The organism is Plantactinospora sp. CNZ320 (assembly GCF_002846275.1).
On the sequence record NZ_PJMP01000001.1, the window covers coordinates 1,478,433 to 1,498,763 of the forward strand.

The 20,331-nt window shown below is 70.7% G+C and carries 19 protein-coding genes and 1 pseudogene; 14 read left to right on the top strand and 6 right to left on the bottom strand.

Going from position 1 to position 20,331, the window contains the following annotated elements:
- Window positions 1–142 precede the first annotated feature (142 nt).
- From CLT71_RS06345 to CLT71_RS06355, 3 genes are all read right to left on the bottom strand, one after another.
- Window positions 143–646 (bottom strand): hypothetical protein, encoded by a 504-nt coding sequence (locus tag CLT71_RS06345; protein ID WP_143743380.1) that lies wholly within the window; start codon window positions 644–646, stop codon window positions 143–145.
- 82 nt (window positions 647–728) lie between these two features.
- Window positions 729–1,451: a restriction endonuclease gene (locus CLT71_RS06350; RefSeq protein WP_101366284.1), complete on the bottom strand. Its 723-nt coding sequence runs from the start codon at window positions 1,449–1,451 to the stop codon at window positions 729–731.
- 49 nt (window positions 1,452–1,500) lie between these two features.
- Entirely contained in the window at window positions 1,501–1,836 is a 336-nt protein-coding gene (locus CLT71_RS06355) for a DivIVA domain-containing protein (RefSeq protein WP_101366285.1), read from the bottom strand.
- 218 nt (window positions 1,837–2,054) lie between these two features.
- On the opposite strand from CLT71_RS06355, the gene CLT71_RS06360 reads away from it, so the two are divergent.
- Window positions 2,055–2,480 carry a CU044_2847 family protein gene (locus CLT71_RS06360; RefSeq protein ID WP_101366286.1) on the top strand — a complete coding sequence of 142 codons (426 nt, stop codon included), beginning with the start codon at window positions 2,055–2,057 and terminating at the stop codon, window positions 2,478–2,480.
- 78 nt (window positions 2,481–2,558) lie between these two features.
- Here the strand turns inward: CLT71_RS06360 and CLT71_RS06365 are convergent, their stop codons facing one another.
- The gene (locus CLT71_RS06365; protein ID WP_101366287.1) at window positions 2,559–3,911 is read right to left on the bottom strand and encodes a lysine N(6)-hydroxylase/L-ornithine N(5)-oxygenase family protein; all 1,353 of its coding nucleotides are present in this window, start codon (window positions 3,909–3,911) and stop codon (window positions 2,559–2,561) included.
- A gap of 206 nt (window positions 3,912–4,117) precedes the next feature.
- Here CLT71_RS06365 and CLT71_RS06370 point away from each other — a divergent pair, with 206 nt between their 5' ends.
- From CLT71_RS06370 to CLT71_RS06380, 3 genes are all read left to right on the top strand, one after another.
- Window positions 4,118–5,077 carry a methionyl-tRNA formyltransferase gene (locus tag CLT71_RS06370; RefSeq protein WP_101366288.1) on the top strand — a complete coding sequence of 320 codons (960 nt, stop codon included), beginning with the start codon at window positions 4,118–4,120 and terminating at the stop codon, window positions 5,075–5,077.
- 99 nt (window positions 5,078–5,176) lie between these two features.
- Window positions 5,177–7,336: an amylo-alpha-1,6-glucosidase gene (locus CLT71_RS06375; protein WP_486483088.1), complete on the top strand. Its 2,160-nt coding sequence runs from the start codon at window positions 5,177–5,179 to the stop codon at window positions 7,334–7,336.
- 73 nt (window positions 7,337–7,409) lie between these two features.
- Window positions 7,410–8,198, top strand: a complete 789-nt coding sequence (locus CLT71_RS06380) for a glucose 1-dehydrogenase (RefSeq protein WP_101366290.1) — start codon at window positions 7,410–7,412, stop codon at window positions 8,196–8,198.
- 118 nt (window positions 8,199–8,316) lie between these two features.
- On the opposite strand, the gene CLT71_RS06385 is transcribed toward CLT71_RS06380, so the two are convergent.
- Complete coding sequence (locus CLT71_RS06385; protein ID WP_101366291.1) at window positions 8,317–8,796, bottom strand: hypothetical protein; 480 nt, start codon at window positions 8,794–8,796, stop codon at window positions 8,317–8,319.
- A 473-nt stretch (window positions 8,797–9,269) separates the two neighbouring features.
- Between CLT71_RS06385 and CLT71_RS37815 the strand changes: the two are divergent.
- The 9 genes and pseudogenes from CLT71_RS37815 to CLT71_RS06425 form a co-directional block, all read left to right on the top strand.
- A pseudogene (locus tag CLT71_RS37815) lies at window positions 9,270–9,521 on the top strand (fibronectin type III domain-containing protein); the annotation flags it as partial.
- Window positions 9,522–9,748: 227 nt separating this feature from the next.
- On the top strand, window positions 9,749–10,771 hold the full coding sequence (locus CLT71_RS37820; protein WP_486483089.1) for a metallophosphoesterase family protein: 1,023 nt from the start codon (window positions 9,749–9,751) through the stop codon (window positions 10,769–10,771).
- A 68-nt stretch (window positions 10,772–10,839) separates the two neighbouring features.
- The gene (locus tag CLT71_RS06395) at window positions 10,840–11,517 is read left to right on the top strand and encodes a hypothetical protein (protein WP_101366292.1); all 678 of its coding nucleotides are present in this window, start codon (window positions 10,840–10,842) and stop codon (window positions 11,515–11,517) included.
- Window positions 11,514–12,344 carry a HoxN/HupN/NixA family nickel/cobalt transporter gene (locus CLT71_RS06400; RefSeq protein ID WP_101366293.1) on the top strand — a complete coding sequence of 277 codons (831 nt, stop codon included), beginning with the start codon at window positions 11,514–11,516 and terminating at the stop codon, window positions 12,342–12,344. Before CLT71_RS06395 ends, CLT71_RS06400 begins: the two co-directional genes overlap by 4 nt.
- Before the next feature lie 128 nt (window positions 12,345–12,472).
- The gene (locus CLT71_RS06405; RefSeq protein ID WP_101366294.1) at window positions 12,473–13,429 is read left to right on the top strand and encodes a DUF1152 domain-containing protein; all 957 of its coding nucleotides are present in this window, start codon (window positions 12,473–12,475) and stop codon (window positions 13,427–13,429) included.
- Window positions 13,430–13,449: 20 nt separating this feature from the next.
- Window positions 13,450–14,433, top strand: a complete 984-nt coding sequence (locus CLT71_RS06410) for an NAD(P)-dependent oxidoreductase (protein WP_486483654.1) — start codon at window positions 13,450–13,452, stop codon at window positions 14,431–14,433.
- Between the two features lie 207 nt (window positions 14,434–14,640).
- Window positions 14,641–15,549: an ABC transporter permease subunit gene (locus tag CLT71_RS06415; RefSeq protein WP_199187531.1), complete on the top strand. Its 909-nt coding sequence runs from the start codon at window positions 14,641–14,643 to the stop codon at window positions 15,547–15,549.
- Window positions 15,546–16,442: a carbohydrate ABC transporter permease gene (locus CLT71_RS06420; RefSeq protein WP_101366296.1), complete on the top strand. Its 897-nt coding sequence runs from the start codon at window positions 15,546–15,548 to the stop codon at window positions 16,440–16,442. Before CLT71_RS06415 ends, CLT71_RS06420 begins: the two co-directional genes overlap by 4 nt.
- Before the next feature lie 54 nt (window positions 16,443–16,496).
- Complete coding sequence (locus CLT71_RS06425) at window positions 16,497–18,158, top strand: extracellular solute-binding protein (protein WP_101366297.1); 1,662 nt, start codon at window positions 16,497–16,499, stop codon at window positions 18,156–18,158.
- 16 nt (window positions 18,159–18,174) lie between these two features.
- Here CLT71_RS06425 and CLT71_RS06430 read toward each other — a convergent pair whose 3' ends face one another.
- Entirely contained in the window at window positions 18,175–19,425 is a 1,251-nt protein-coding gene (locus tag CLT71_RS06430) for an MFS transporter (protein ID WP_199187532.1), read from the bottom strand.
- 172 nt (window positions 19,426–19,597) lie between these two features.
- Here CLT71_RS06430 and CLT71_RS06435 point away from each other — a divergent pair, with 172 nt between their 5' ends.
- Entirely contained in the window at window positions 19,598–20,320 is a 723-nt protein-coding gene (locus tag CLT71_RS06435; RefSeq protein WP_101366298.1) for a metalloregulator ArsR/SmtB family transcription factor, read from the top strand.
- The last annotated feature ends 11 nt before the right edge of the window (window positions 20,321–20,331 follow it).

The following is a 20,331-nucleotide window of genomic DNA, read 5'->3' on the forward strand; positions in this document are numbered from 1 at the left end:
CGGTCGAGGGCGGTCAGGGCATCGCGTGCAGCCCCTCGTGCCGGACCGTCCGGCTCCCGTCGTCCGGGAAGCAGGGCATCGGCCGGCCGGGTGGCGTCCGGATCCCGGACCATCAACGCGTCCTGGGCCACGGCCCGTGCGCTCAGACACCCAACTCGTCGCACAGGTCGACGTAGCGATCGAGGCCCTCCGGCGAGCTGCGATGGCGGCCGAGACCGACACTGTCGAACTCGTCGACACCGTCGGTCGCGTGAACGCCCAGCACTTGCAGCGCCGCGTTGATGGTGACAGCCTCCGGCACCCGGCGGCCAGCGACGAACGCGCAAGCCCACTGCCCGCCAACTCCGCCGGAGTACTCGGTCATCACCACTGCGAACGTCGGCTGCTGCTGCCGGGACGCCGCACCGGGGACCTCGGCCGCCAGGCTGGCCACCACTGCCTCCCGAGGGAAGGTTCCAGGAAAGCCGACCGGCACGTCGAGCTTGCGGGTCTCCCCGCGCCGAGCCTGCCAGTAAGCCGTGTAGTAGTGGCTGAGGTGCACCAGGCGCAGCCCGCGATCGAGCGGGACGCCGACGATGTCCCACTCGCGGGCGACATCATCGTCGAACGGCTCACGCACAAGCAGTGCAGTGATCTCGTGCCCCACCCGGACATGGTAAAGCCGCTTGGGCGGTAGGGCCTGATCCTCCATCGGACAGAGCACCCCCACGCGCCATGTCGAGCGATGCTCAGCGTCGACCCAGCAACGCGGGCGGCGTCCCGGCGTACGCCCACTCCCCCAGTGCCGACCGGTCGACCAGCCCGATCCCCAGCTCATGGGCGAGTCGCAGCCCGTCACCGGCGGCAAAGAACCCGTTGGTGACGATCACGCAGATCTCGCCCCGGTGGATGCTCCGGCAGGTGCCGGCGAACCGCTGGATCGCCGCACTGCCCACCCGGTTCGTCGGGCTGTGCCGCTTGCACTGCACGACGACCCGTCGACCGTCCGGGGAGACAGCGGTGATGTCCGCTCCCCGGTCGGCGGCACCACCGCAGACGGTCACCCGGGAGAAACCCGAGCGGTTCAGCAGGGCGGCCACCCAGCGCTCGAACTCCGCCCCGGTCATGGTGTCGGTCGTCTCGACGTACCGGGCGCGTACCGCCGTCTCGGTCTCTTCCCGGAGTCGTGCCCGAACCAGCAGGGTCAGCACCCCGACGCCGGCCGCCAACAGCCCGACCGCGATGACCAGCGCCCGGACCGGGTACTGCTGGACGAAGTCAACGACCAGCCAGACCAGTACCAGCACTCCGACCACCCCGGCGAACCACCAGCCCGACCGGTCCGGAGCCGACCTGCCGCCGCGACGTCGGCGCGGGTACGGGCGGCGGACACCCGGGCGCCGGGTACGGGACCGGTAGTGCCCTCTTACCCGGGTGCCGTCCCGGCGAGTGTACGAGTGCACTCGCGGCATCAGGACTCCTGGCGAGGGCTGGTCGACAACCGAGGCACCGCTCGCCCGGTCAACTTCGGAACAACGGATCGCCGAACGGCGACCTCGGGCCGCCACCCGCGACCGCCGCCTCGATGCGGGTGAGTCGGGCCCTGATCTCTTCGAGCTGGGCGAGGATCGCGACCTGCGGCTCGACGCCCACCCCGGGTGCGGCCACGGACGGTGCGACAGCGGCTGTGGAGGTCGACTGCCCACGCAGCGCCGCCAACTCCTCCGTCAGTGCCGAGATGGTGCTCTCCACCGCGTCCAGGAACTCGTCGACCTCCTGTTCGTCGTACCCGCGCCGGCCGAGGGACGGCTTCCGGAATGCGACGTTGCGGATGTCCGACGGAGTGAGGTGGGGCATCGATCGGCCTCCCGCTGGCGAACTGGACCACTTGAACTGGCCACTCTGAACTGGACCGCTCCGAACTGGACCGCTCCGAACTGGAGTCTCCGAGGGTATCGACCTCGGACAAGTCGCCGGGTCGACGGCGGCCCGCCCCGGGGCGTCGTCGAGTCCGCAACCGTGGTGATCCGGCACTACACTGGGCCGGCGCAGTTCGTCGACCGGTGAGGACGGCAATGACCTACTACGTAGAGATTCCGGTCGACGGCGACAGCACGGTGCTGGTCGAGGTGACCCATCAGGTCACCGGAGTCGCCCCGGCCGGTCGGTCCCGCGAGGTGGTCGCCCGGTTGTCAGAGACGTTCGGCGAGGCGTTCGACCGGTTCCACCGGCTCGCCCAGAGCGCCGCCGACCGGGCCCGGGACGCCGGCGGGGCCGACCGGGTGGCGATCGAATTCGGTCTCAAGGTGGCTGCGAAGGGCGGCTTCGTGGTCGCCGAGACCACCGGCGAGGCGCACATGAAGGTCACCTTCGAGTGGAACCGCCGCACCGACCCGACCCCGGCCGACCCGGACCAGGGTGGAGCCGAGGAGCCGGCCGCGGATCCCGGTCACGGGCCGGGACCGTCGGCGGACGAGGGCCGGTCGACCACCGCCGACTGAACCGGTACTGCCCCGCGCCGGACTGGCCGACCCACCGTCCCCGGGCGAGCTGGCAGGGCGAGCGGCGATCCTGTTGTATCAGGCGGGGGCGGGCGCGCCGACGTACTCGGGTTGGCGGTCGAGTGCCGGGCCGGCCGAGCGGGCGCGGATCGAGCCGAGGATCTCGGCGGCCCGTACGGCGGTGTTGGACAGCAGCGAGGACGAGATGCCGTGGCTGTGCTCGGTACCGCCCTGGAGGTAGATGCCGGCCCGGACCTCCGGGCGGGTACGCAGCCGGTAGTCGCGGTCGACCACGGCCCGGCCGGCCTCGTCGCGTAGGCACACCTGTGCCGCCTCGCCGAGCAGGTCGAACGGGTCGACCGGCCGGTATCCGGTGGCGAAGACCGCCACGTCGGCGTCGAGCACGGTCCGCTCCCCGGTGACCAGCGACTCCACCACCATCCGCACCCCGTCCGGGGTACGGACCGTCTCGACCGGCCGGGTCAGGTTGAGGATCCGCAGCCGTTCGACGCCGCGTACCTTCTCCTGGTAGACCCGCCGATAGAGTTCGTCGATGAGTTCGGAGTCCACGACCGAGTAGTTGGTGTTGCCGTGGTAGTCGAGCATCATCTCCTTCACCTCCGGCGGTGCCGTGAAGTACTCCTGCACTGCCGCCGGGTCGAAGATCCGGTTGGCGAAGGAACTGTCGTCGGCCGGGCTGTAGCCGTACCGGGAGAAGACCGCACAGACCTCGGCGGCGGGGAACTCGCGGTGCAGGTGGTCGACGGCCTCGGCCGCGCTCTGCCCGGCGCCGACCACGACGAACCGGGTCGGCGCCGACGGCACCAGGCCACGCAGGTTCGGCAGCAGGTCCCGGGTGTGCCAGACCCGGGTGTCCAGGGTGATCCCGGCCGGCAGGTACGGCCGCAGCCCGACCCCCAGCACCAGGTTGCGGGCCCGGTGGCTGACCGGGGTGGCGGAGCACGGCCCGGCCTGGGCCAGTACCTCGAAGTGGTCGAGTTCGCCATCCTGCCGGACCGGGCGGACCTCGACCACGTCGTGTCCATACCGGACCATGTCGTCGACCTGCGCCGCCGCCCACTCCAGGTAGTCGTGGAACTCGACCCTGGACGGGAAGAGGTTCTTGTGGTTGATGAAGTCGATCAGCCGGTCCCGGCTCTGTAGGTAGCAGAGGAAGCTGAATCCGCTTGCCGGGTTGCGCAGCGTCACCAGGTCCTTGAGGAACGACACCTGCATGGTGGCGTCGTCGAGCAGCATTCCCCGGTGCCAGCCGAAGCTGGGCTGGCGCTCCAGGAAGACGGCGCTGCCGATCCGGTCCGGGCCGGCGCTGGCCTCCCGGACGGCGATGGCCAGGGCGAGGTTCGACGGACCGAAGCCGATGCCGAGGAGATCGTGGACCTGGGAGTCGTCGCTGCGAATGGTTCGTGACATACCTGTCCCATCAGTCTGCCGGCCGGTCGGCGGCGTGGTGGAGGACCTGATTCGTATTGACGAGTGCGGCTGGCGCGGACGGTCGACCATCCGTGGCATTTAGGTTAGGCTAACCTACACCAAGGTCAAGAACAATATGGACGAGTTGACCTGACTGTGCCGGGCCGGGACGGGTTGGGACGAGCCGATCGAAGAGGAGACCGTCGATGCGGGTTGTGATGTTCGGCTACCAGACCTGGGGGCACCGGACCCTACAGGCGCTGCTGGACTCCGAGCACGAGGTGACCCTGGTCGTCACGCATCCGCGCAGCGAACACGCGTACGAGAAGATCTGGGACGACTCGGTTGCCGAACTGGCCGAGAAGCACGAGGTACCGGTGCTGCTGCGCAAGCGTCCCGGCGACCCCGAGCTGATGGAGCGGCTCCGGCAGGCCGCGCCCGACGTGATCGTGGCGACCAACTGGCGTACCTGGATCCCGCCGGAGATCTTCAACCTGCCGCCGTACGGGACGCTGAACGTGCACGACTCGCTGCTGCCCGCGTACGCCGGGTTCAGCCCGCTGATCTGGGCGCTGCTCAACGGCGAGGAGGAGGTCGGGGTCACCGCGCACCTGATGGACGAGACCCTCGACGCCGGTGACATCGTGCTGCAACGCGCGATACCGGTCCGCCCGACCGACACCACCACCGACCTGTTCCACCGCACGCTGGAACTGTTCGGCCCGATCACCGTGGACGGGCTGGCACTGATCGCCTCCGGCCGCACCGACTGGACCCCGCAGGACCGGTCGAAGGCGAGCTTCTTCCACAAGCGCTCGATCGAGGAGAGCCGGATCGACTGGAACTGGCCCGCCGAGGAGATCGAACGGCTGGTCCGGGCGCAGTCCGACCCGTACCCGAACGCCTTCACCCACCACGACGGCGCGCGACTGCGGATCCTGGCCGCCCGGGTCTCCGATGGCCGTTACGGCGGCACGCCCGGCCGGATCTTCTACCGGGAGGGCGACGGCGTGGTCGTCGTGGCCGGCGCCGACGCGCGCCGTGGGCACCGCCCCGGTCTGGCCATCACCCGGGTACGCACCGACGACGACCGGGAACACTCCGCCGCCGACTACTTCCGGACCATGGGCGGCTACCTGACCCGCTACCCGGACGGCCGGCTCTAGGAGCCTTCTTGGGTCGTTCGGCACCGGTGCCGCCCCGGCGCTGCCTAGGCTGGCGTCGACAGGATGGCCACGCTTCTCGTCCGGGCGAAGGGGGCTGCCGTGACGAATGTTGTCCGGCGTCCCACTCCGGCCGACCCGACCCCGGGGGTGGTGACCAGTAGCAACGCGCCGAGTTCGGTGGTGCGTACCCAGCCGCCGGAGTTGGGCCCGGACGCGGTCGCGGTGGTCGAGGGCCGGTCGTTCATGGTCAGCAACGCCGCCGGGGACGTACCGGTCGGCACCATCGGCGGGCTGGTGCACGACGACACCCGGCTGCTCAGCCAGTGGGAGCTGACCCTCGGCGGGGCGCCGCTGCTGATCCTCAGTTCGGGACTGGTCGACGACGACTCGGCGGCCTTCTTCCTGACCAACTCCGACCTGCCGCACGTGCCGACCAACAGCGTCGGGGTGCGCAGGCAGCGGTTCATCAGCGACATGATGCAGGAGCGGATCGAGCTGGAGTGCTTCGCCACCGAGGTGCAGTCGGTGCAGCTCCGGCTGCGGGTCGGCACCGACTTCGCGGACCTGTTCGAGATCAAGCAACGGGTACGGGACCGCTCGGCGAGCATCACCCGGGACTACTCGACCGACGGCTCCCGGCTCTGCTTCACCTACCGCAACGCGGACTTCACCGCCGTCACCGACATCCGGGTGTCGCCGCCGGCCGACCGGGTGGAGGAGAACGACCTGATCTGGGACCTGCGGCTGGAACCGGGGCTGAGGTGGGAGGCCGAGGTGTCGGTGGCACTGCCCCGCCGGCCGACCGAGCTGCCCTCGCTGCACCGCCGGTTCGGTCAGGGCTTCGACCTGGTCGGCGAGGACCCCACGCACACCTGGCGGGACGAGTGTCCCTCGCAGGATCTCGACTCCCACCTGCTGAGCCGGGTGATGGAGAAGTCCAAGATGGACCTGGTGGCGCTGCGCATCGAGCAGACCATCGGTGGCGAGACGATCGTGCTGCCGGCTGCCGGCCTGCCCTGGTTCCTCACCGTCTTCGGCCGCGACTCGCTGGTCACGGCGTACCAGTCGCTGTCGTTCGGGCCACGGTTGGCCCGGGGCACCCTCCGGTCGCTCGCCAACTACCAGGGCAGCAGGCTGGACGACTTCCGGGACGAGGAACCGGGCAAGATCCTGCACGAGGTACGCAGCGGCGAGCTGACCCGGACCGGCGAGAAGCCACACAATCCCTACTACGGGACCTCCGACGCCACCCAGCTCTGGCTGATCCTGCTCTCCGAGTACTGGCGCTGGACGTCGGACGAGGAGTTCGTCCGGAGCTTCCGGGACAACGTGCACGCCGCACTGAACTGGATCGACCGCTACGGCGACCTCGACGGGGACGGGTACGTCGAGTACGCCACCCGGTCGCCGCAGGGGCTCGGCAACCACAGTTGGCGGGACTCCCCGGACGGCATCGCCTACTCCGACGGCACGATCCCGGTACTGCCGATCGCCACCTGTGAGATCCAGGGCTACGCGTACGACGCGAAACTGCGGATCGCCGAACTCGCCGACGGCCCGCTACGGGATCCGGAGCTGGCCGAGCGGCTGCGCGCCGAGGCGTACCAGCTCCGGGAGCGGTTCAACCGGGACTTCTGGATCGAGGACCGGGGCGGGTACTACGCGGTCGGCCTCGACGGGGACAAGCGCCGGATCGACTCGATGACCTCGAACATGGGGCAGCTGCTCTGGAGCGGCATCGTGCCGCCGGAGCGGGCCGGGGTGGTCGCCGGCCAGCTCCTCGCCCCGCACATGTTCTCCGGCTGGGGCATCCGGACCACCTCGACGACCGACAGGTGCTACAACCCGATCGGCTACCACAGCGGCACGGTCTGGCCACACGACAACTCGCTGATCGCGCACGGGCTGGCCCGGTACGGGTACCGCGACGAGGCGGCCCGGGTGATCGTGGCGATGCTGGAGGCGGCGGACTTCTCCGCCCACCGGCTGCCGGAGGCGTTCGCCGGCTACGACCGCTCGTACGGCCGCAAGCCGGTGCCGTACCCGACGGCGTGCACCCCGCAGGCCTGGGCCAGCGCGGCGCCGCTGCTCTTCGTGCGTACCCTGCTCGGCCTGGACGCCCGCGACGGTCGGTTGCTGATCGACCCGCACCTTCCGGCGGATTTCGGCCGGATCAGGTTCGGCCGGTTGCAGGCCTTCGGCAAGTACTGGGACCTGGAGGCGGCTGGCGACCAAGGCCACGTCCAGCTCAGTCGGTGACCCGTGCCCGCCCGTAGGGAGCAGATGCGGAGCGTGCCTGCGGATCACCGTTCGGTGATGAGAGAGTGATCTCATGACCGGAACCAACGCCGTGGGCGGCAGCACCGGCCTGCTCGGTGACAAGGTCGCGCTGCTGATGGGTGCGGGGCGCGGCATCGGTGCCGCCGCCGCCCGGCTGTTCGCCCGCGAGGGTGCCACAGTGGTGCTGGCGGCCCGGACCGAGGCGGAACTGGCCGAGGTCGCCGGGGAGATCCGCGACGCGGGCGGTACCGCGGACTACGTGGTCGCCGACCTGACCGACGGGGCCAGCGTCCAGGCGGCGGTGGAGAGCGTGATCCGGCTGCACGCCCGGCTCGACGTGGCGTTCAACAACGGTGGCATCTCGATCCCGCACACCCCGATGGTGAACGCGAAGGAGCGGGACTTCGACCTGGTCACCTCGGTCAACTATCGAGGGCTGTTCCTCGCGATGACCGCGGAGATCCGGGCGATCCGGGCCACCGCCGGCTCGGGGGCGATAGTCAACGTCAGCAGTGTCGGCAGCCTGCGCGGTGCACCGGGACTGGGGCCGTACGCGGCGACGAAGCGGGCGGTGAACAGCCTCACCGAGACCGCCGCCGTCGAGTACGGCCCGGAGGGCATCCGGGTGAACGCCATCGCCCCGGGTACCACGATGACCGGGGTGATCCGGCAGTGGGCCGACGACGAGCCGGCCGCCGTCGACCGGCTCAACGAACTCACCCCGCTGCGTCGGGCCGCCGAGCCGGACGAGATCGCCCAGGCGGCCGCCTGGCTGCTCAGTGACCGGGCCTCCTTCGTCACCGGCGTCTGCCTGCCTGTCGACGGCGGCCTGCGCGCCTGAGCACCGTCGACCAGAGCGCCGGTCCAGCGGCAAGAACGCCGGTCCAGCGGCCGGGGCGCCGGTGCCTCGGCAAGAGCGCCGGGCCATCGGCAACGGCGCCGGGGTGGGCGTCGCCCGGTCAGCGCAGCGGCAGGACCGAGTCGGTGAGCCGGCCGCGTGGCCGGTAGACCACGCACATCACGGTACGGTCGCCGTCCGCCCAGGTCTGCTCGGTCGGCAGGACCGGATAGAAGTCGAGGGTGCCGCGCTCGCCGTCCGGCCAGCGCCGGTCGAAGTACCCCCGGCAGCCCTGCCAGCCGAAGTCGGCCAGCCCGACGCGGTCCCACGGCCCGTCGGCGGCGCGCAGGAAGCCGTACGACTGGTTGTCGGCACCGGACTCGCACGGCTCGTACCGGACGACCACCTCGGCGGCCTCCCGGGAGTACACCGGGTCGGAGAAGCACTCGCCGCCCTCGATGTTGAGCAGGCCACCGGTCTGCGCGGTGACGAAGCCGTCCCCCTTGACGATCGGCGGCGCGACCGTCGGCTCGATCGCGGCGAGCGCCGCCAGGGTGCCGACGGTGGCGACCATCGCCCAGCGGCGGGACGGCAGTTTCATCGTGCTCCGTACGGGTCGTCGATCGGGCGGGCTGCCGGCAGGCGGGACACGGGGTGACCTGCCGCCGGCATGGTAGGTGGGCCCGGGTGAACGGCCGGTTCCCGGCCGATGGCCGCACTGCCACCGCAGGATGAAGCCCGGCACCCGGCACCCCGCGTTGATCATGAATTAATCCGCTGGTCAGGCTCGTTCACCCGGCGTCCAGTCGACGGTCGACCGCCGGTCTCCCACCTCTGGCTGAATGCCCTTGGCCACCGGCTGCGGGCCGGCGGCAGTACCCGCTTTCACCCCGAAAGGTGATCCCTGTAGTGACTGACGTCAAGAGACCCTGGATCCTGGGCTCCCGGCGGGCCAGGCTTGCCGCCATCGGCACCGCAGCCATGCTCGTCGGCGGTTTCGCGGTCAGCCCGGTGGCGTTCGGTGACGCCGCACCCGGCAAGTACCCGGCCGCCGAGATCCACCGGCCGTCCCCGATGCCCGACCGCATCATCCTCACCCCGACCACCGCCCCGGCCACCTCGCAGCGGGTGACCTGGCGGGCCGAGGCCACCCCCGAGTGGGCCCAGGCCGAGATTCTGGAGGCGCCCGCCGCGCTCGGCCAGGTGACGCCGGCCGCCGGCACGGTCTCGGTGGTCAAGGCGATGTCGACCAAGTCGGTCAACACCTCCCTCGGGTACGCCTCGACCTACCACACCGTGGAGTTCGCCGGCCTCAAGCCCGGCACCCGGTACACCTACCGGGTCGGCGACGGCACAAACTGGAGCGCCTGGACCGACTTCACCACGGCGACCGCCGACGCCAAGCCGTTCTCGTTCATCTACTACGGCGACGCGCAGAACTATCTCGACTCGGCGCTGCCCCGGGTCTTCCGGCAGGCGTTCGCGGACCGCCCGCAGGCCAAGCTGATCGTCAACGCCGGTGACCTCATCGACTCCGCCAACAGCGAGGAGCAGTGGGGCAGTGGTACCAGGCCGGCGGCTTCATCGACAGCCAGATCAACAACATCTCGATCCCCGGTAACCACGAGTACAGCGGCAGCGCGCTGTCGTCGTTCTGGACCCCGCAGTTCCCGTACCCGGACAACGGGCCGGCGGGCTGGCCGGCGGAGCTGGCCAAGACGGCGTACACCGTCGACTACCAGGGTGTCCGGTTCATCGGGCTGAACACCAACGTGCAGGGCATCCCGGACGTGATGGCGGCGCAGACGGCGTGGCTGGAGCGGCTGCTCAGGAACAACCCGAACAAGTGGACGGTGGTGACCTTCCACCACCCGGTCTACTCGACGGCGGAGGGCCGGAACAACCCGGTGGTCCGGGCACAGTGGGGCCCGCTGTTCGAGAAGTACGGTGTCGACCTGGTGCTCCAGGGCCACGACCACACGTACGGTCGGGGCAGCGTGACCTCGTCGCGCCGGTCGCTCACCGTGCACGACAGCACCGTCTACGCGGTGTCGGTCTCCGGCGGCAAGATGTACGACGTCGACGGCTCGGTCTGGACCGGCAACAACGCCGACATCATGAGCCAGGCTGAGGACAAGCAGCTCTACCAGCTCATCGACGTCACAGGTGACAGCATCCGGTACGAGGCGCGGTACGCCAACGGCCAGCACCACGACGGAGTCGTGATCCGGAAGAACGCGGCCGGCGAGCGTACCGTCAACGAGCTGCGTACCCCGGAGAACACCGTCGGCGAGCAGGTCAGGGTCAACAAGACCATCGTCGAGGCCAAGGGCAAGGTCAAGATCAACGCCTACGGCTACGACCCCGGCGAGGAGGTCACCGTCTACCTGCGCAACGCCAAGGACGGCGCGGGCAGGAAGGGTGTCTTCATCGGCTACCGGAAGGCCGACGAGTTGGGGCGGCTGGAGTACAGCTTCGCGCTGCCGCCGTCGGCGAAGAAGAACACCAGTCACGTGGTCTACCTGGAGAGCGAGAACCAGCAGATCACCAGTCCGGCCATCACCGTGACGAAGTAGTTCCCGCCCGGCCCGGACCGTCGCCGCCCGGCGGTGGTCCGGGCTCGGCTCGTACCCCAGGAGACTCCTTGATCGCCCGCTTCCCGTCGCCGGCCGTCGCGCTCGGCCTGGCCGCGCTCGCCGTGCTCTCCGGGCTCGCCGTCCCGGCGGCCCCGGCCGCCGCGCACCCGTTCGGCCCGCCCTCGACCGCGCGGATCAGCGTGCACGGCTCCCGCGTCGACATCGCCTGGCTCGCCGCCGAGGACGACTGGGTGGCGCTCGGCCAGTCGCTCGGCGCCTTCGAGGACCCGGCGCTCGGCGCCGTCGCGACCGACCTCACCGGGGAACAGAAGCTCCAGCGCTCGCCCCGGGTGCACGACTACCTGCTGGACCGGATCGCGGTGCGGCAGGACGGTACCCCGTGTCCGGGCCGGCTCGACACCCTCGACCGGCTGCTCGACGAGGGCGCCCGACTCGTCTTCGACTGCCCGGCCGAGGTGGTCGACCTCGACGTCACCGTCGGCGCGCTCACCGACCTCAACGAGGCGTACCGGACGATGCTCACCAGCCAGACCCCGGCGGCGCCGGACCGGACGCTCTTCACCGCCGCCGAGCAGACCCACCGGGTGCGGTTCACGGCCGGCGCGGGAAGCCTGCCGGCGAGCAGCGTGGCTACCCTGGGCGGCGTCGCCGCCGCGCTGCTCGTCGGGGTCGCCGCCCTGGTCACGGTACGGCTGCGTCGGCGGCGCGCCGGAGGCCGGTCGTGACCGGGTTCGAGGGCCGGCTGGTTGCCCTCTTCGACGGCCGGGGAGTCTTCTGGCTCGCCCTGGTGGTGGCGCTCGGGGTCGGCGCGGCACACGCGGTCGCCCCGGGCCACGGCAAGAGCGTGACGGCGGCGTACCTGGTCGGCACCCGGGGACGCTACCGGGACGCGGTCCGGCTCGGCGTGATCGTGGCGGCGATGCACACCCTCTCGGTCCTGGTGCTGGCGCTCGCCTGGGTCGGACTCAGCGGCGCCGCGAGCCTCGGCACGAAGACGTTGACGGCGTGGATGCAGGTGGCGGCCGGACTGCTGGTGATCGGCGTCGGCGCACACCTGAGCTGGCGACACCTGCGCGCCCACGGCTCCCACCCCCACAGTCACAGTCATGTCCTCGTCGGACACGGGCAAAAGTCCGGCCCGGCACCCGATCACGATCACGATCGCGGGCACGGGCATGATCACGGGTACGGGCATCGGCACGACGTACCGGCGCCGACCGATCCGTGGTCCCGGCGCGGGCTGACCGTGCTCGCTCTCTCCGGTGGGTTGCTGCCCTCACCGTCCGCGTTCCTGGTGCTGGTCAGCGGCCTGCTGACCGGTCGGGCCCTGGACGGGCTGGTCCTGGTGCTCGCCTTCGGCATCGGCATGGCCGGCACGCTGACCGGGGTCGGGGTGCTCACCATCCGCGGCGTCGCGCTGCTGGCCGGGACGACCCGGCGCTGGCCGGTGGCGGCGACCGCCGCAGCCTGGCTGCCGGCAGTGGCCGGGATCGCGGTGAGCCTCGGCGGCTGCCTCTACCTGGTCGCCGCGATCTCGGTGCTGACCGGTTGAACCGGCTCGGTGCCGACCGGTTGAACTGGTTCGATGCCGAGCGGTGCAGCTGAGTAGTATTCGCCGACGGTCCGCTCCGGGGCCGCCGCCGGTCGGGCGGGTCGGGACGACGATCGTGGGGAGGCCCGGTGGCCGGACTGGCGACGCCGCCGCTGTTCGACGCACTGGCCGGCGCGCGCAGCGTGCTGATCGCCGGGGCCGGGGGCGGTTTCGACGTCTACGCCGGACTTCCGCTGGCAATCGCGCTCTGGGACGCCGGGGTCCAGGTGCAGTTGGCCAACTACTCGTTCGCCCAACTCGAACTGCTCGACCTGGACAGCTGGCTGGCCGAGAACGTCGCGGCGGTCACCCCGGAGACCAAGGGTCCCGCCGACTACTTTCCGGAGCGTGCCCTCGCGGAGTGGTTGGCCGAACGCGGCTTCCCGTCGACGGTGCACGCCTTCCCCCGCACCGGCGTGCAGCCGCTGCGCAAGGCGTACCGGCACCTGGTGCAGCGGTTCGAGGTGGACGCGATCGTACTTGTCGACGGGGGCACCGACATCCTGCTGCGCGGCGACGAGGCCGGGCTCGGCACTCCGGTCGAGGACATGACCAGCCTCGGTGCGGTCGCCGGGCTGACGGTGCCGGTACGGCTGGTCTGCTGCCTCGGGTTCGGCATCGACGCGTACCACGGGGTCAACCACGTGCAGGTGCTGGAGAACCTCGCCGCGCTGGATCGCGAGGGGGCCTATCTGGGCGCGCTGTCGATCCCCGGTCGGAGCCGGGAGGCGACCCTGTACCGGGAGGCGGTCGCCCGCGCCCAGGCCGCCACCCCGCTGCGGCCCAGCATCGTCAACGGGCAGATCGCGGCGGCCACCCGGGGCGAGGTCGGCGACGTCCAGTTCACCCGGCGGACCAGCGGCAGCACCCTCTTCGTCAACCCGCTGATGGCGATCTACTTCACCGTCGAGCTGGGCGCCCTGGCCCGGCGTTCGCTCTATCTCGACCGTCTGGAGCGCACCGTCGGAGCCCGCCAGGTGGCGTCACGCATCGACGACTTCCGGTACGACGTGTCGAGCCGCAAGCCCCGCGCCTTCCCGCACTAGCGATCCGGTCGACCTGTCACCTGCACCAGTCGACATGTCACCGGCCAGGCGACTCGGCCCGGGTTTCGGGTCGACGGCGCGGCCCGCTCCCCTACGCTGCCGGATGGAGGCACGACCTACGGGAGGACGTTTCGATGGCGCGGACGCAGCGGGTGGCCGTACTCGGGTTGGGTGGCATGGGTCAGCCGATGGCGGCCAACCTCGTCCGGGCCGGCCTGCCGACCGTCGTCTGGAACCGCCGGCCGGGACCGGCCCGGCTCCTCGGCGAACAGGGTGCCGAGGTCGCCGACAGTCCCGCCGAGGCGGTACGCGGGGCCGACGTGGTGATCACGATGGTGACGAACGGCGACGCGGTCCGCTCCATCGCGATCGACCAGGGCATGCTGGCCGGGATGGCCGAGGGCGCGATCTGGGCCCAGATGAGCACCATCGGGGTCTCCGACACCGAGCGGATCGCCGGACTGGTCCGTGAGCAGCGCCCGGACGTGATCCTGCTGGACGCGCCGGTGGCGGGCAGCCGTGGCCCGGCCGAGCGGGGTCAGCTCGTGGTGCTCGCCTCCGGCCCCGAGCAGGCCCGGGAGCGGATCGCCCCGGTCTTCGACGCGCTCGGGCAGCGGACCGTCTGGGCCGGCCCGGTCGGCGCCGGTTCCCGGCTCAAGCTGGTCAACAACATGCTGCTGGCCTTCCTGGCCGAGGGAATCGCCGAGACGATGGCGCTCGGGCACGCCCTCGGCCTGGACCGGGCGGCGGTGCTCGACGCGTTGCGGGGCAGCCCGCTGGTCTCGCCCTGGGCGGCGGAGAAGCTGGAGCGGATCGGCCGCGACGAATACTCCGCGCAGTACTCGCTCTCCCTCGGGCTCAAGGACGTCAACCTGGCGCTCCACGAGGTCGACATCGACCGGTTCTCGGTGGCGAACAGCCTGGCCGCGCAGTGGCAGCGGGCCGTCGAGCACGGGCTCGGCGACGAGGACGTCACGGTACTGGCCAGGGCCCTCCAGCACTGAGCGTCCGCCGCGATCCGCTGCCCGGTGTTCACCCCGGGCGGTTGCTCCGCGCCGCTGAACAGGCCGCGCAACTGGCATCGATTCGTGTCTTGACGCTCTACTGGGGTGACTCTAGGTTTACCCGGATGTAACAGCCGACTTCCGGAACTGTCGCGATCCATCGTGTCCACGCGTCGCATCCGGCGGTACTGAGTGGGGTGGGCCGGGTTGTCGTGGTGGGAACGGGTACGGCGGGACCGGATCCTGCTACTCGCCGCACTTCCCGGGCTCGCGCTTTTGCTGACGTTCCACTATCTACCGTGGCTCGGCAACGTCATCGCGTTCAAGGACTACCAGCCGTACGTCGGAATTCTCGACAGCCCGTGGACCGGGTTGTCGAATTTCCGGATCATCGTCAACGGCGATCCCGCGTTCCTGAACGCACTCACCAACACCCTCATCATCACCCTGCTCCAGGTGCTCGTCGTCTTCCCCGCCCCGATCGCCCTCGCGCTGCTGCTGGACAGCCTGATGTCCGAGCGGCTCAAGCGGACCGTGCAGAGCGTCCTCTATCTGCCACACTTCCTCTCCTGGGTGATCGTGGTGGCGATCTTCATGCAGTTGCTCGGCGACGGCGGTCTGCTCAACAACTTCCTCCGGGATCACGACCTCGGCACCGTCAGCATCGTCAGCAACCCGGACGCGTTCTTCGCCCTGGTCACCGGGCAGGTGCTCTGGAAGGACGCCGGCTGGGCGACGATCCTCTTCCTGGCCGCGCTGTCCCGGATCGACGGCACGCTCTACGAGGCGTCCGCTGTGGACGGTGCCACCCGCTGGCGGCAACTGTGGCACATCACCCTGCCCGGGCTGCGTGGCCTGATCGTGCTGCTGCTGATCCTGCGGCTCGGTGACGCGCTCACGGTCGGCTTCGAGCAGATCGTGCTCCAGCAGGCGGCGGTCGGGGCGGAGGCCAGCGAGGTGCTCGACACCTACGTCTACAACAACGGGATCCTCGCCGGTGACTGGGGGGTCAGCGCCGCGGTCGGCCTGGTCAAGGGGCTGGTCGGGCTGCTCCTGGTGCTCGGCGCCAACCGGCTCGCGCACCGTTTCGGAGAGCAGGGGGTCTACCAGCGATGAGCAACCGGGTCACCATCGCGGGGGTCCCCGCCGCGTCCCGACCGGTACGCGCACTGAAGGGCGTCGTGCTGGCGCTCTGCTGTGCGGCGGTGCTCGTACCCTTCCTCGGGATCGTCTCGACGAGCCTCGCCACGCACGAGCAGATCACCCGGGACGGCGGCTTCGTACTCGTCCCGGACGAAGTCAGCTTCGCCGCGTACGCCGCGATCCTCTCCGGTGGCGTGGTGACCCGGGCGACACTGGTCAGCGTCTTCGTCACCGTGGCCGGTACGGCGTTGAGCATGTCCACCACCATCCTGCTGGCGTACGGCCTGAGCCGCCCCCGGTCGGTGGCACACCGGCCGCTGCTGATGGTCGTGCTCCTCGCGCTGCTCTTCGCCCCTGGCATCATCCCGAGCTATCTGGTGGTGAAGAGCCTCGGACTGCTGGACAGCTACTGGGCGCTGATCCTGCCGGTCGCGGTCAACGCGTTCAACGTGATCATCCTGCGGGCGTTCTTCATGGACCTGCCCCGGGAGGTCATCGACAGTGCCCGGATGGACGGTGCAGGTGACCTCGCCATCCTGTTCCGGATCGTGCTGCCGCTGAGCAGGGCCGTGCTGGCGGTCATCGGCCTCTTCTACGCGGTGGCGTACTGGAACGCGTTCTTCAGCGCCCTGCTCTACCTGAACGACACCGCGAAGTGGCCGTTGCAGCTCGTGCTGCGGACCTACGTGGTGAACCAGACCCAGCTCGGCGTCGACCAGCTCGGCTCGGCCGGCGCGGCACTGCCGCCCCAGGAGGCGGTCCAGATGGCCATCCTGGTGCTCTCCATCGTCCCTGTCCTCGTCGTCTATCCCTTCGTGCAGCAGCATTTCACGAAGGGCGTGCTGATCGGCGCGGTCAAGGGCTGAAGAAACCGCTCCTCCTCCCCCGATCCCCGCAGGCGTTACGCCAAGGAGCAGACGATGACAGGTCAACCGGCGATTGGACGCCGACAATTTCTCACCGGTGCGCTCGGCACCGCCGCCGCTCTCGCCACCCCCGGGCTGCTGGCCGGCTGCGGCGAGGGCGGCACCGCCACGGACGGCGACCGCAACCGGGCCAGCGGCTCGGCGAGACTGCCGAACTACCTCCCGTACACCGGGGTCACCCCTGAGCTGAGGGGCAACCGGCAGGGGCTGCTGGACGCCTTCCTGAAGTATCCGGAGCCGCCGGTCAGGGCGACCGACGGTCCGCCCGGCGACGGCGGGGAGTTCTCCGCCTTCGTCCTGACCAACTCGCCGGTGCCGCCGGCGGTCGGGCAGAACCCGTTCTGGCAGGAGATGAACCAGCGGCTCGGCGTCGACCTGCGGTTGACGATCGTGCCCAACTCCGACATGCCGACCAAGTTCGCCACCCTGGTCGCCGGGGACGACCTGCCGGACGTCATCGTGCCGGCGCTGTACACCCCGAACGGGCTGCCCGCCGGTACCGCCAACCTGCCGGCCTGGCTCGCCGCCAAGTGCCAGGACCTCAGCCCGTACCTCTCCGGCAACGCGGTGCAGGAGTACCCGTTCCTGGCCAACCTGCCCACCGACGCCTGGCGGGACTGCCGCTACAACGGCGGCATCTACGGCCTGCCGGTGCCGAGGGGCATCGGCGGCACCCTGTTGATGCGCCGGGACGACCTGTTCAAGAAGCTCGGCGCCGACGTCCAGCCGGACAGCTTCGCCGCGTTCCGGGACGTCTGCCGCAAGATCACCGATGCTCGGGCGAACCGCTGGGCGCTGGCCCAGGCACCGCTCGACTTCGTCCGGCAGATGCTCGGCAACCCGTGGCGGTGGAAGATCGAGGGCGGCAGGCTGGTCAGCGCGTACGAGAGCGAGGAGTTCAGCCAGGCACTCGCCGACACCGCGCGGCTGGTCAAGGACGGCGTGGTGCATCCGGACAGCTTCAGCAACAACGCGCCGGCGAAGAAGTGGTTCAACGCCGGCAGCGCGTTGATGATCACGGACCGGTACACCGCCTGGCCGCAGTTCTACGCGGAGAACATCGCGGGTGCCGACTTCGACATCGGCGGGATGCGGCCGCCCCTGCACGGCGGTGGCGGGTTCGCGGCCACCTGGCAGGCCCAGGCGACAAACAACTTCACCGCGTTCAAGAAGGCCGACGAGGGTCGGATCCGGGCGCTGCTGAAGGTCTGCAACTGGCTAGCCGCGCCGTTCGGCACCGAGGAGTGGCTGGTGCGCCGGTACGGGGTCGCCGGGGTGCACTACCGGATGACCGGCGGCGGTCCGCAGCTGACCCAGGCCGGGGTGAGCCAGACGGCACTCGGGATCCGCTACATAGTGGACGCCCCCGACGTGATCTTCGTACCGGGTGAGGCGGCGGCGACCCGGAAGTCGTACGAGTACCAGAAGTCGATCATCCCGACCGCGGTCAAGGATCCCACCCTCGGACTCTTCTCCGACACCTGGTCGCGGCGCTCCGGGCAACTCGGCACGATAGTCAACGACGCCCAGATGAGCATCCTCAGCGGACGCAAGCCCGTCTCGAACTGGGACGAGACCGTCAAGCAGTGGCGGAGCACCGGGGGCGACAAGGTGCGGGGCGAGTTCGAGGAGGCGATCGCCAACAGCAGCGACTAGCCTCGGCGAGCGGCGGTCAGGGGTTGACCGGGCGGTCACGCAGGGCCCGCCGGACGAGCACCGGAAGCAGTGCTGCGGCGATCAGGAAGATCGCGGCGACGACGAGCCAGCCGACGGTGCCGTATGTGCCCACGGCGAGGGTGAACAGGGCGGGTCCGAAGATCTGCACCGTCGCCGTGGCCGCCTCGGCCAACCCCTGGTACGCGCCGAGCGCCCGTTCCCGGGCCAGTCCCAGCGACAGGGTCCAGCTCGACGCGACGTACCCGAGTTCACCTGCCAGGTGGGCCAGCGCCGCGACCACCACGACGATGACCGCCACCGGCCCGGCCCCGCCCGCGGTGCCGGCCAGCAGCAGGCAGCTCACCGCCAGCGCGACGCCCGAGCAGACGGCCGTCCGGGTGGCCGAGGCCGGTGTGCGGGCGAGCCGGGTCGCCGGCACCTGCCCGACGGCGATGCCGACGGAGCTGATCACCACCACGATGCCGCTGAGCACCAGCGGCAGCCGGGTCGACTCCGCGATCCAGAGCGGCAGCCCGGTGGAGAGCATCGCCCAGCAGAGCGAGAAGAGCGCGACGGTGGCGGTGACCCCGACGTACGGCAGGTCGCCGACGGCCGCCCGGACGTTGGCCCGGACCGCCCGGGTCGAGCCAGCGTCCGGGCCGGTCCGCCGCCCGGGAACGGTGGCGGCGACGATCCCGAAGACCGCGAAGGTGACCGCGTTGACGACGATCGCGACCGTGTAGCCGCCGGGACGGTCCACCGCGAGTACGGCGGCGCCGAGAGCCGCACCTGCGGCGTACCCGATGTGCTGGGCGACCCGTTGCCGGGCCAGTTCCCGCACCCGCGCGGCGTTGTCCCGCACCAGCGCCGCCACCAGGGCGGTGCGCACCGCGCTGCCGCCGTTGGCCAGGGCCACGAAGGCGACGGTGACGAGGAGGAAGCTCCAGAACCCGTCCACCAGAAGGTAACCGGCCATGCCGACGGTCCGGACCGCCGTGATCGCCACGAGTACCCGGCGCGGGTCGTGCCGGTCGGCGAGTGCGCCGAGCGGTACCGCCGCCGCGAGGCCGAAGGCGGCGGCGACCGCCATGCCGACGCCGACGGTCCCGGCCGGGAGGCCGACGATCCGGGTGAGGTAGAGCGCCCAGATGGTGAACCACATGCCGTCGCCGAGCGCCGATACGCCCCGGCCCCAGAGCAGCCGGCGCAACCCGGCGGTGGTCACGTCGTCGGTTCCTGGGCCGCTCGCGACAACGGTTGCCGACACGTCCACCACCTTTCAGTGAATCCTGAAATGTGAACGTAACGAGGAGCCGCCGACCGCGCAACCGGAGTTCAGGAAATCATGAATGGTGTTAGGCTGCCTGGTAGGGCCCGAAGGCTGACTGGTACTCCCGGGAGGCTGCCTGGTACGGCCCCGGAGGAGGAGGAGACGCGGCATGACCGGCTGGGTGGATCCCGACGACCCGATGCTGGCCGCCGCCACCTCACTGGCCCGCGAACTCGCCGACCCGATCCGGCTGACCGCCCTGCAACTGCTGGCAGTCGAGGGCCCGCACACGATGACCCAGCTCGCCGACGCGCTCCGGGTCAGCGCGCCACGGCTCGGCAACCACCTGGCCCGGCTCCGTGCCCGAGGGCTGGTCACCGTGCAGCAGCGCGGACGGCACGTGGTCTACCGACTGGCCAGTCCGGACACGGTCGACGTGCTCACCGCGCTGGCCCGGCACGGCCGCCCGGACACCCCCGGCCCGCGCCCCGCCCCGCCGCCGTCACCGGCCGAGATCGCCCACACCTGCTACGACCACTGCGCCGGCCGGTTGGGCGTGGCGGTCTTCGCCGCCCTGGTCCAGCGGGGCGCACTGGTGCCACCCGACGGGCAGCACGACGAGTTGCGGCTCGGCCAGGACCCGAGCGCCTTCGGCGACCTCGGGGTCGACCTCGACGCCGTACGCCCCGGACGGCGCAAGCTCGCCACCGCCTGCCTCGACCGCAACCAGCGGCTGCCGCACCTCGGTGGCGTACTCGGCGCCGAGGTGCTCGACGTGCTCCTCGCCGCCGAACTGGTACGCCGAGACGGTGAACGCACCCTGACGATCACCGACAAGGGCGCCCGGAAACTCCCCGCTCTGCTGCCGGACTTCTCCCTGGCCAACCACTGACCACCTCGACA

What these genes read in the sequence shown, in the direction of transcription:
- CLT71_RS06350 (WP_101366284.1), bottom strand. Translation starts at nt 1,451, where the DNA reads ATGCCGCGAGTGCACTCGTACACTCGCCGGGACGGCACCCGGGTAAGA.
- CLT71_RS06355 (WP_101366285.1), bottom strand. Translation starts at nt 1,836, where the DNA reads ATGCCCCACCTCACTCCGTCGGACATCCGCAACGTCGCATTCCGGAAG.
- CLT71_RS06360 (WP_101366286.1), top strand. Translation starts at nt 2,055, where the DNA reads ATGACCTACTACGTAGAGATTCCGGTCGACGGCGACAGCACGGTGCTG.
- CLT71_RS06365 (WP_101366287.1), bottom strand. Translation starts at nt 3,911, where the DNA reads ATGTCACGAACCATTCGCAGCGACGACTCCCAGGTCCACGATCTCCTC.
- CLT71_RS06370 (WP_101366288.1), top strand. Translation starts at nt 4,118, where the DNA reads ATGCGGGTTGTGATGTTCGGCTACCAGACCTGGGGGCACCGGACCCTA.
- CLT71_RS06380 (WP_101366290.1), top strand. Translation starts at nt 7,410, where the DNA reads ATGACCGGAACCAACGCCGTGGGCGGCAGCACCGGCCTGCTCGGTGAC.
- CLT71_RS06385 (WP_101366291.1), bottom strand. Translation starts at nt 8,796, where the DNA reads ATGAAACTGCCGTCCCGCCGCTGGGCGATGGTCGCCACCGTCGGCACC.
- CLT71_RS06420 (WP_101366296.1), top strand. Translation starts at nt 15,546, where the DNA reads ATGAGCAACCGGGTCACCATCGCGGGGGTCCCCGCCGCGTCCCGACCG.
- CLT71_RS06425 (WP_101366297.1), top strand. Translation starts at nt 16,497, where the DNA reads ATGACAGGTCAACCGGCGATTGGACGCCGACAATTTCTCACCGGTGCG.
- CLT71_RS06435 (WP_101366298.1), top strand. Translation starts at nt 19,598, where the DNA reads ATGACCGGCTGGGTGGATCCCGACGACCCGATGCTGGCCGCCGCCACC.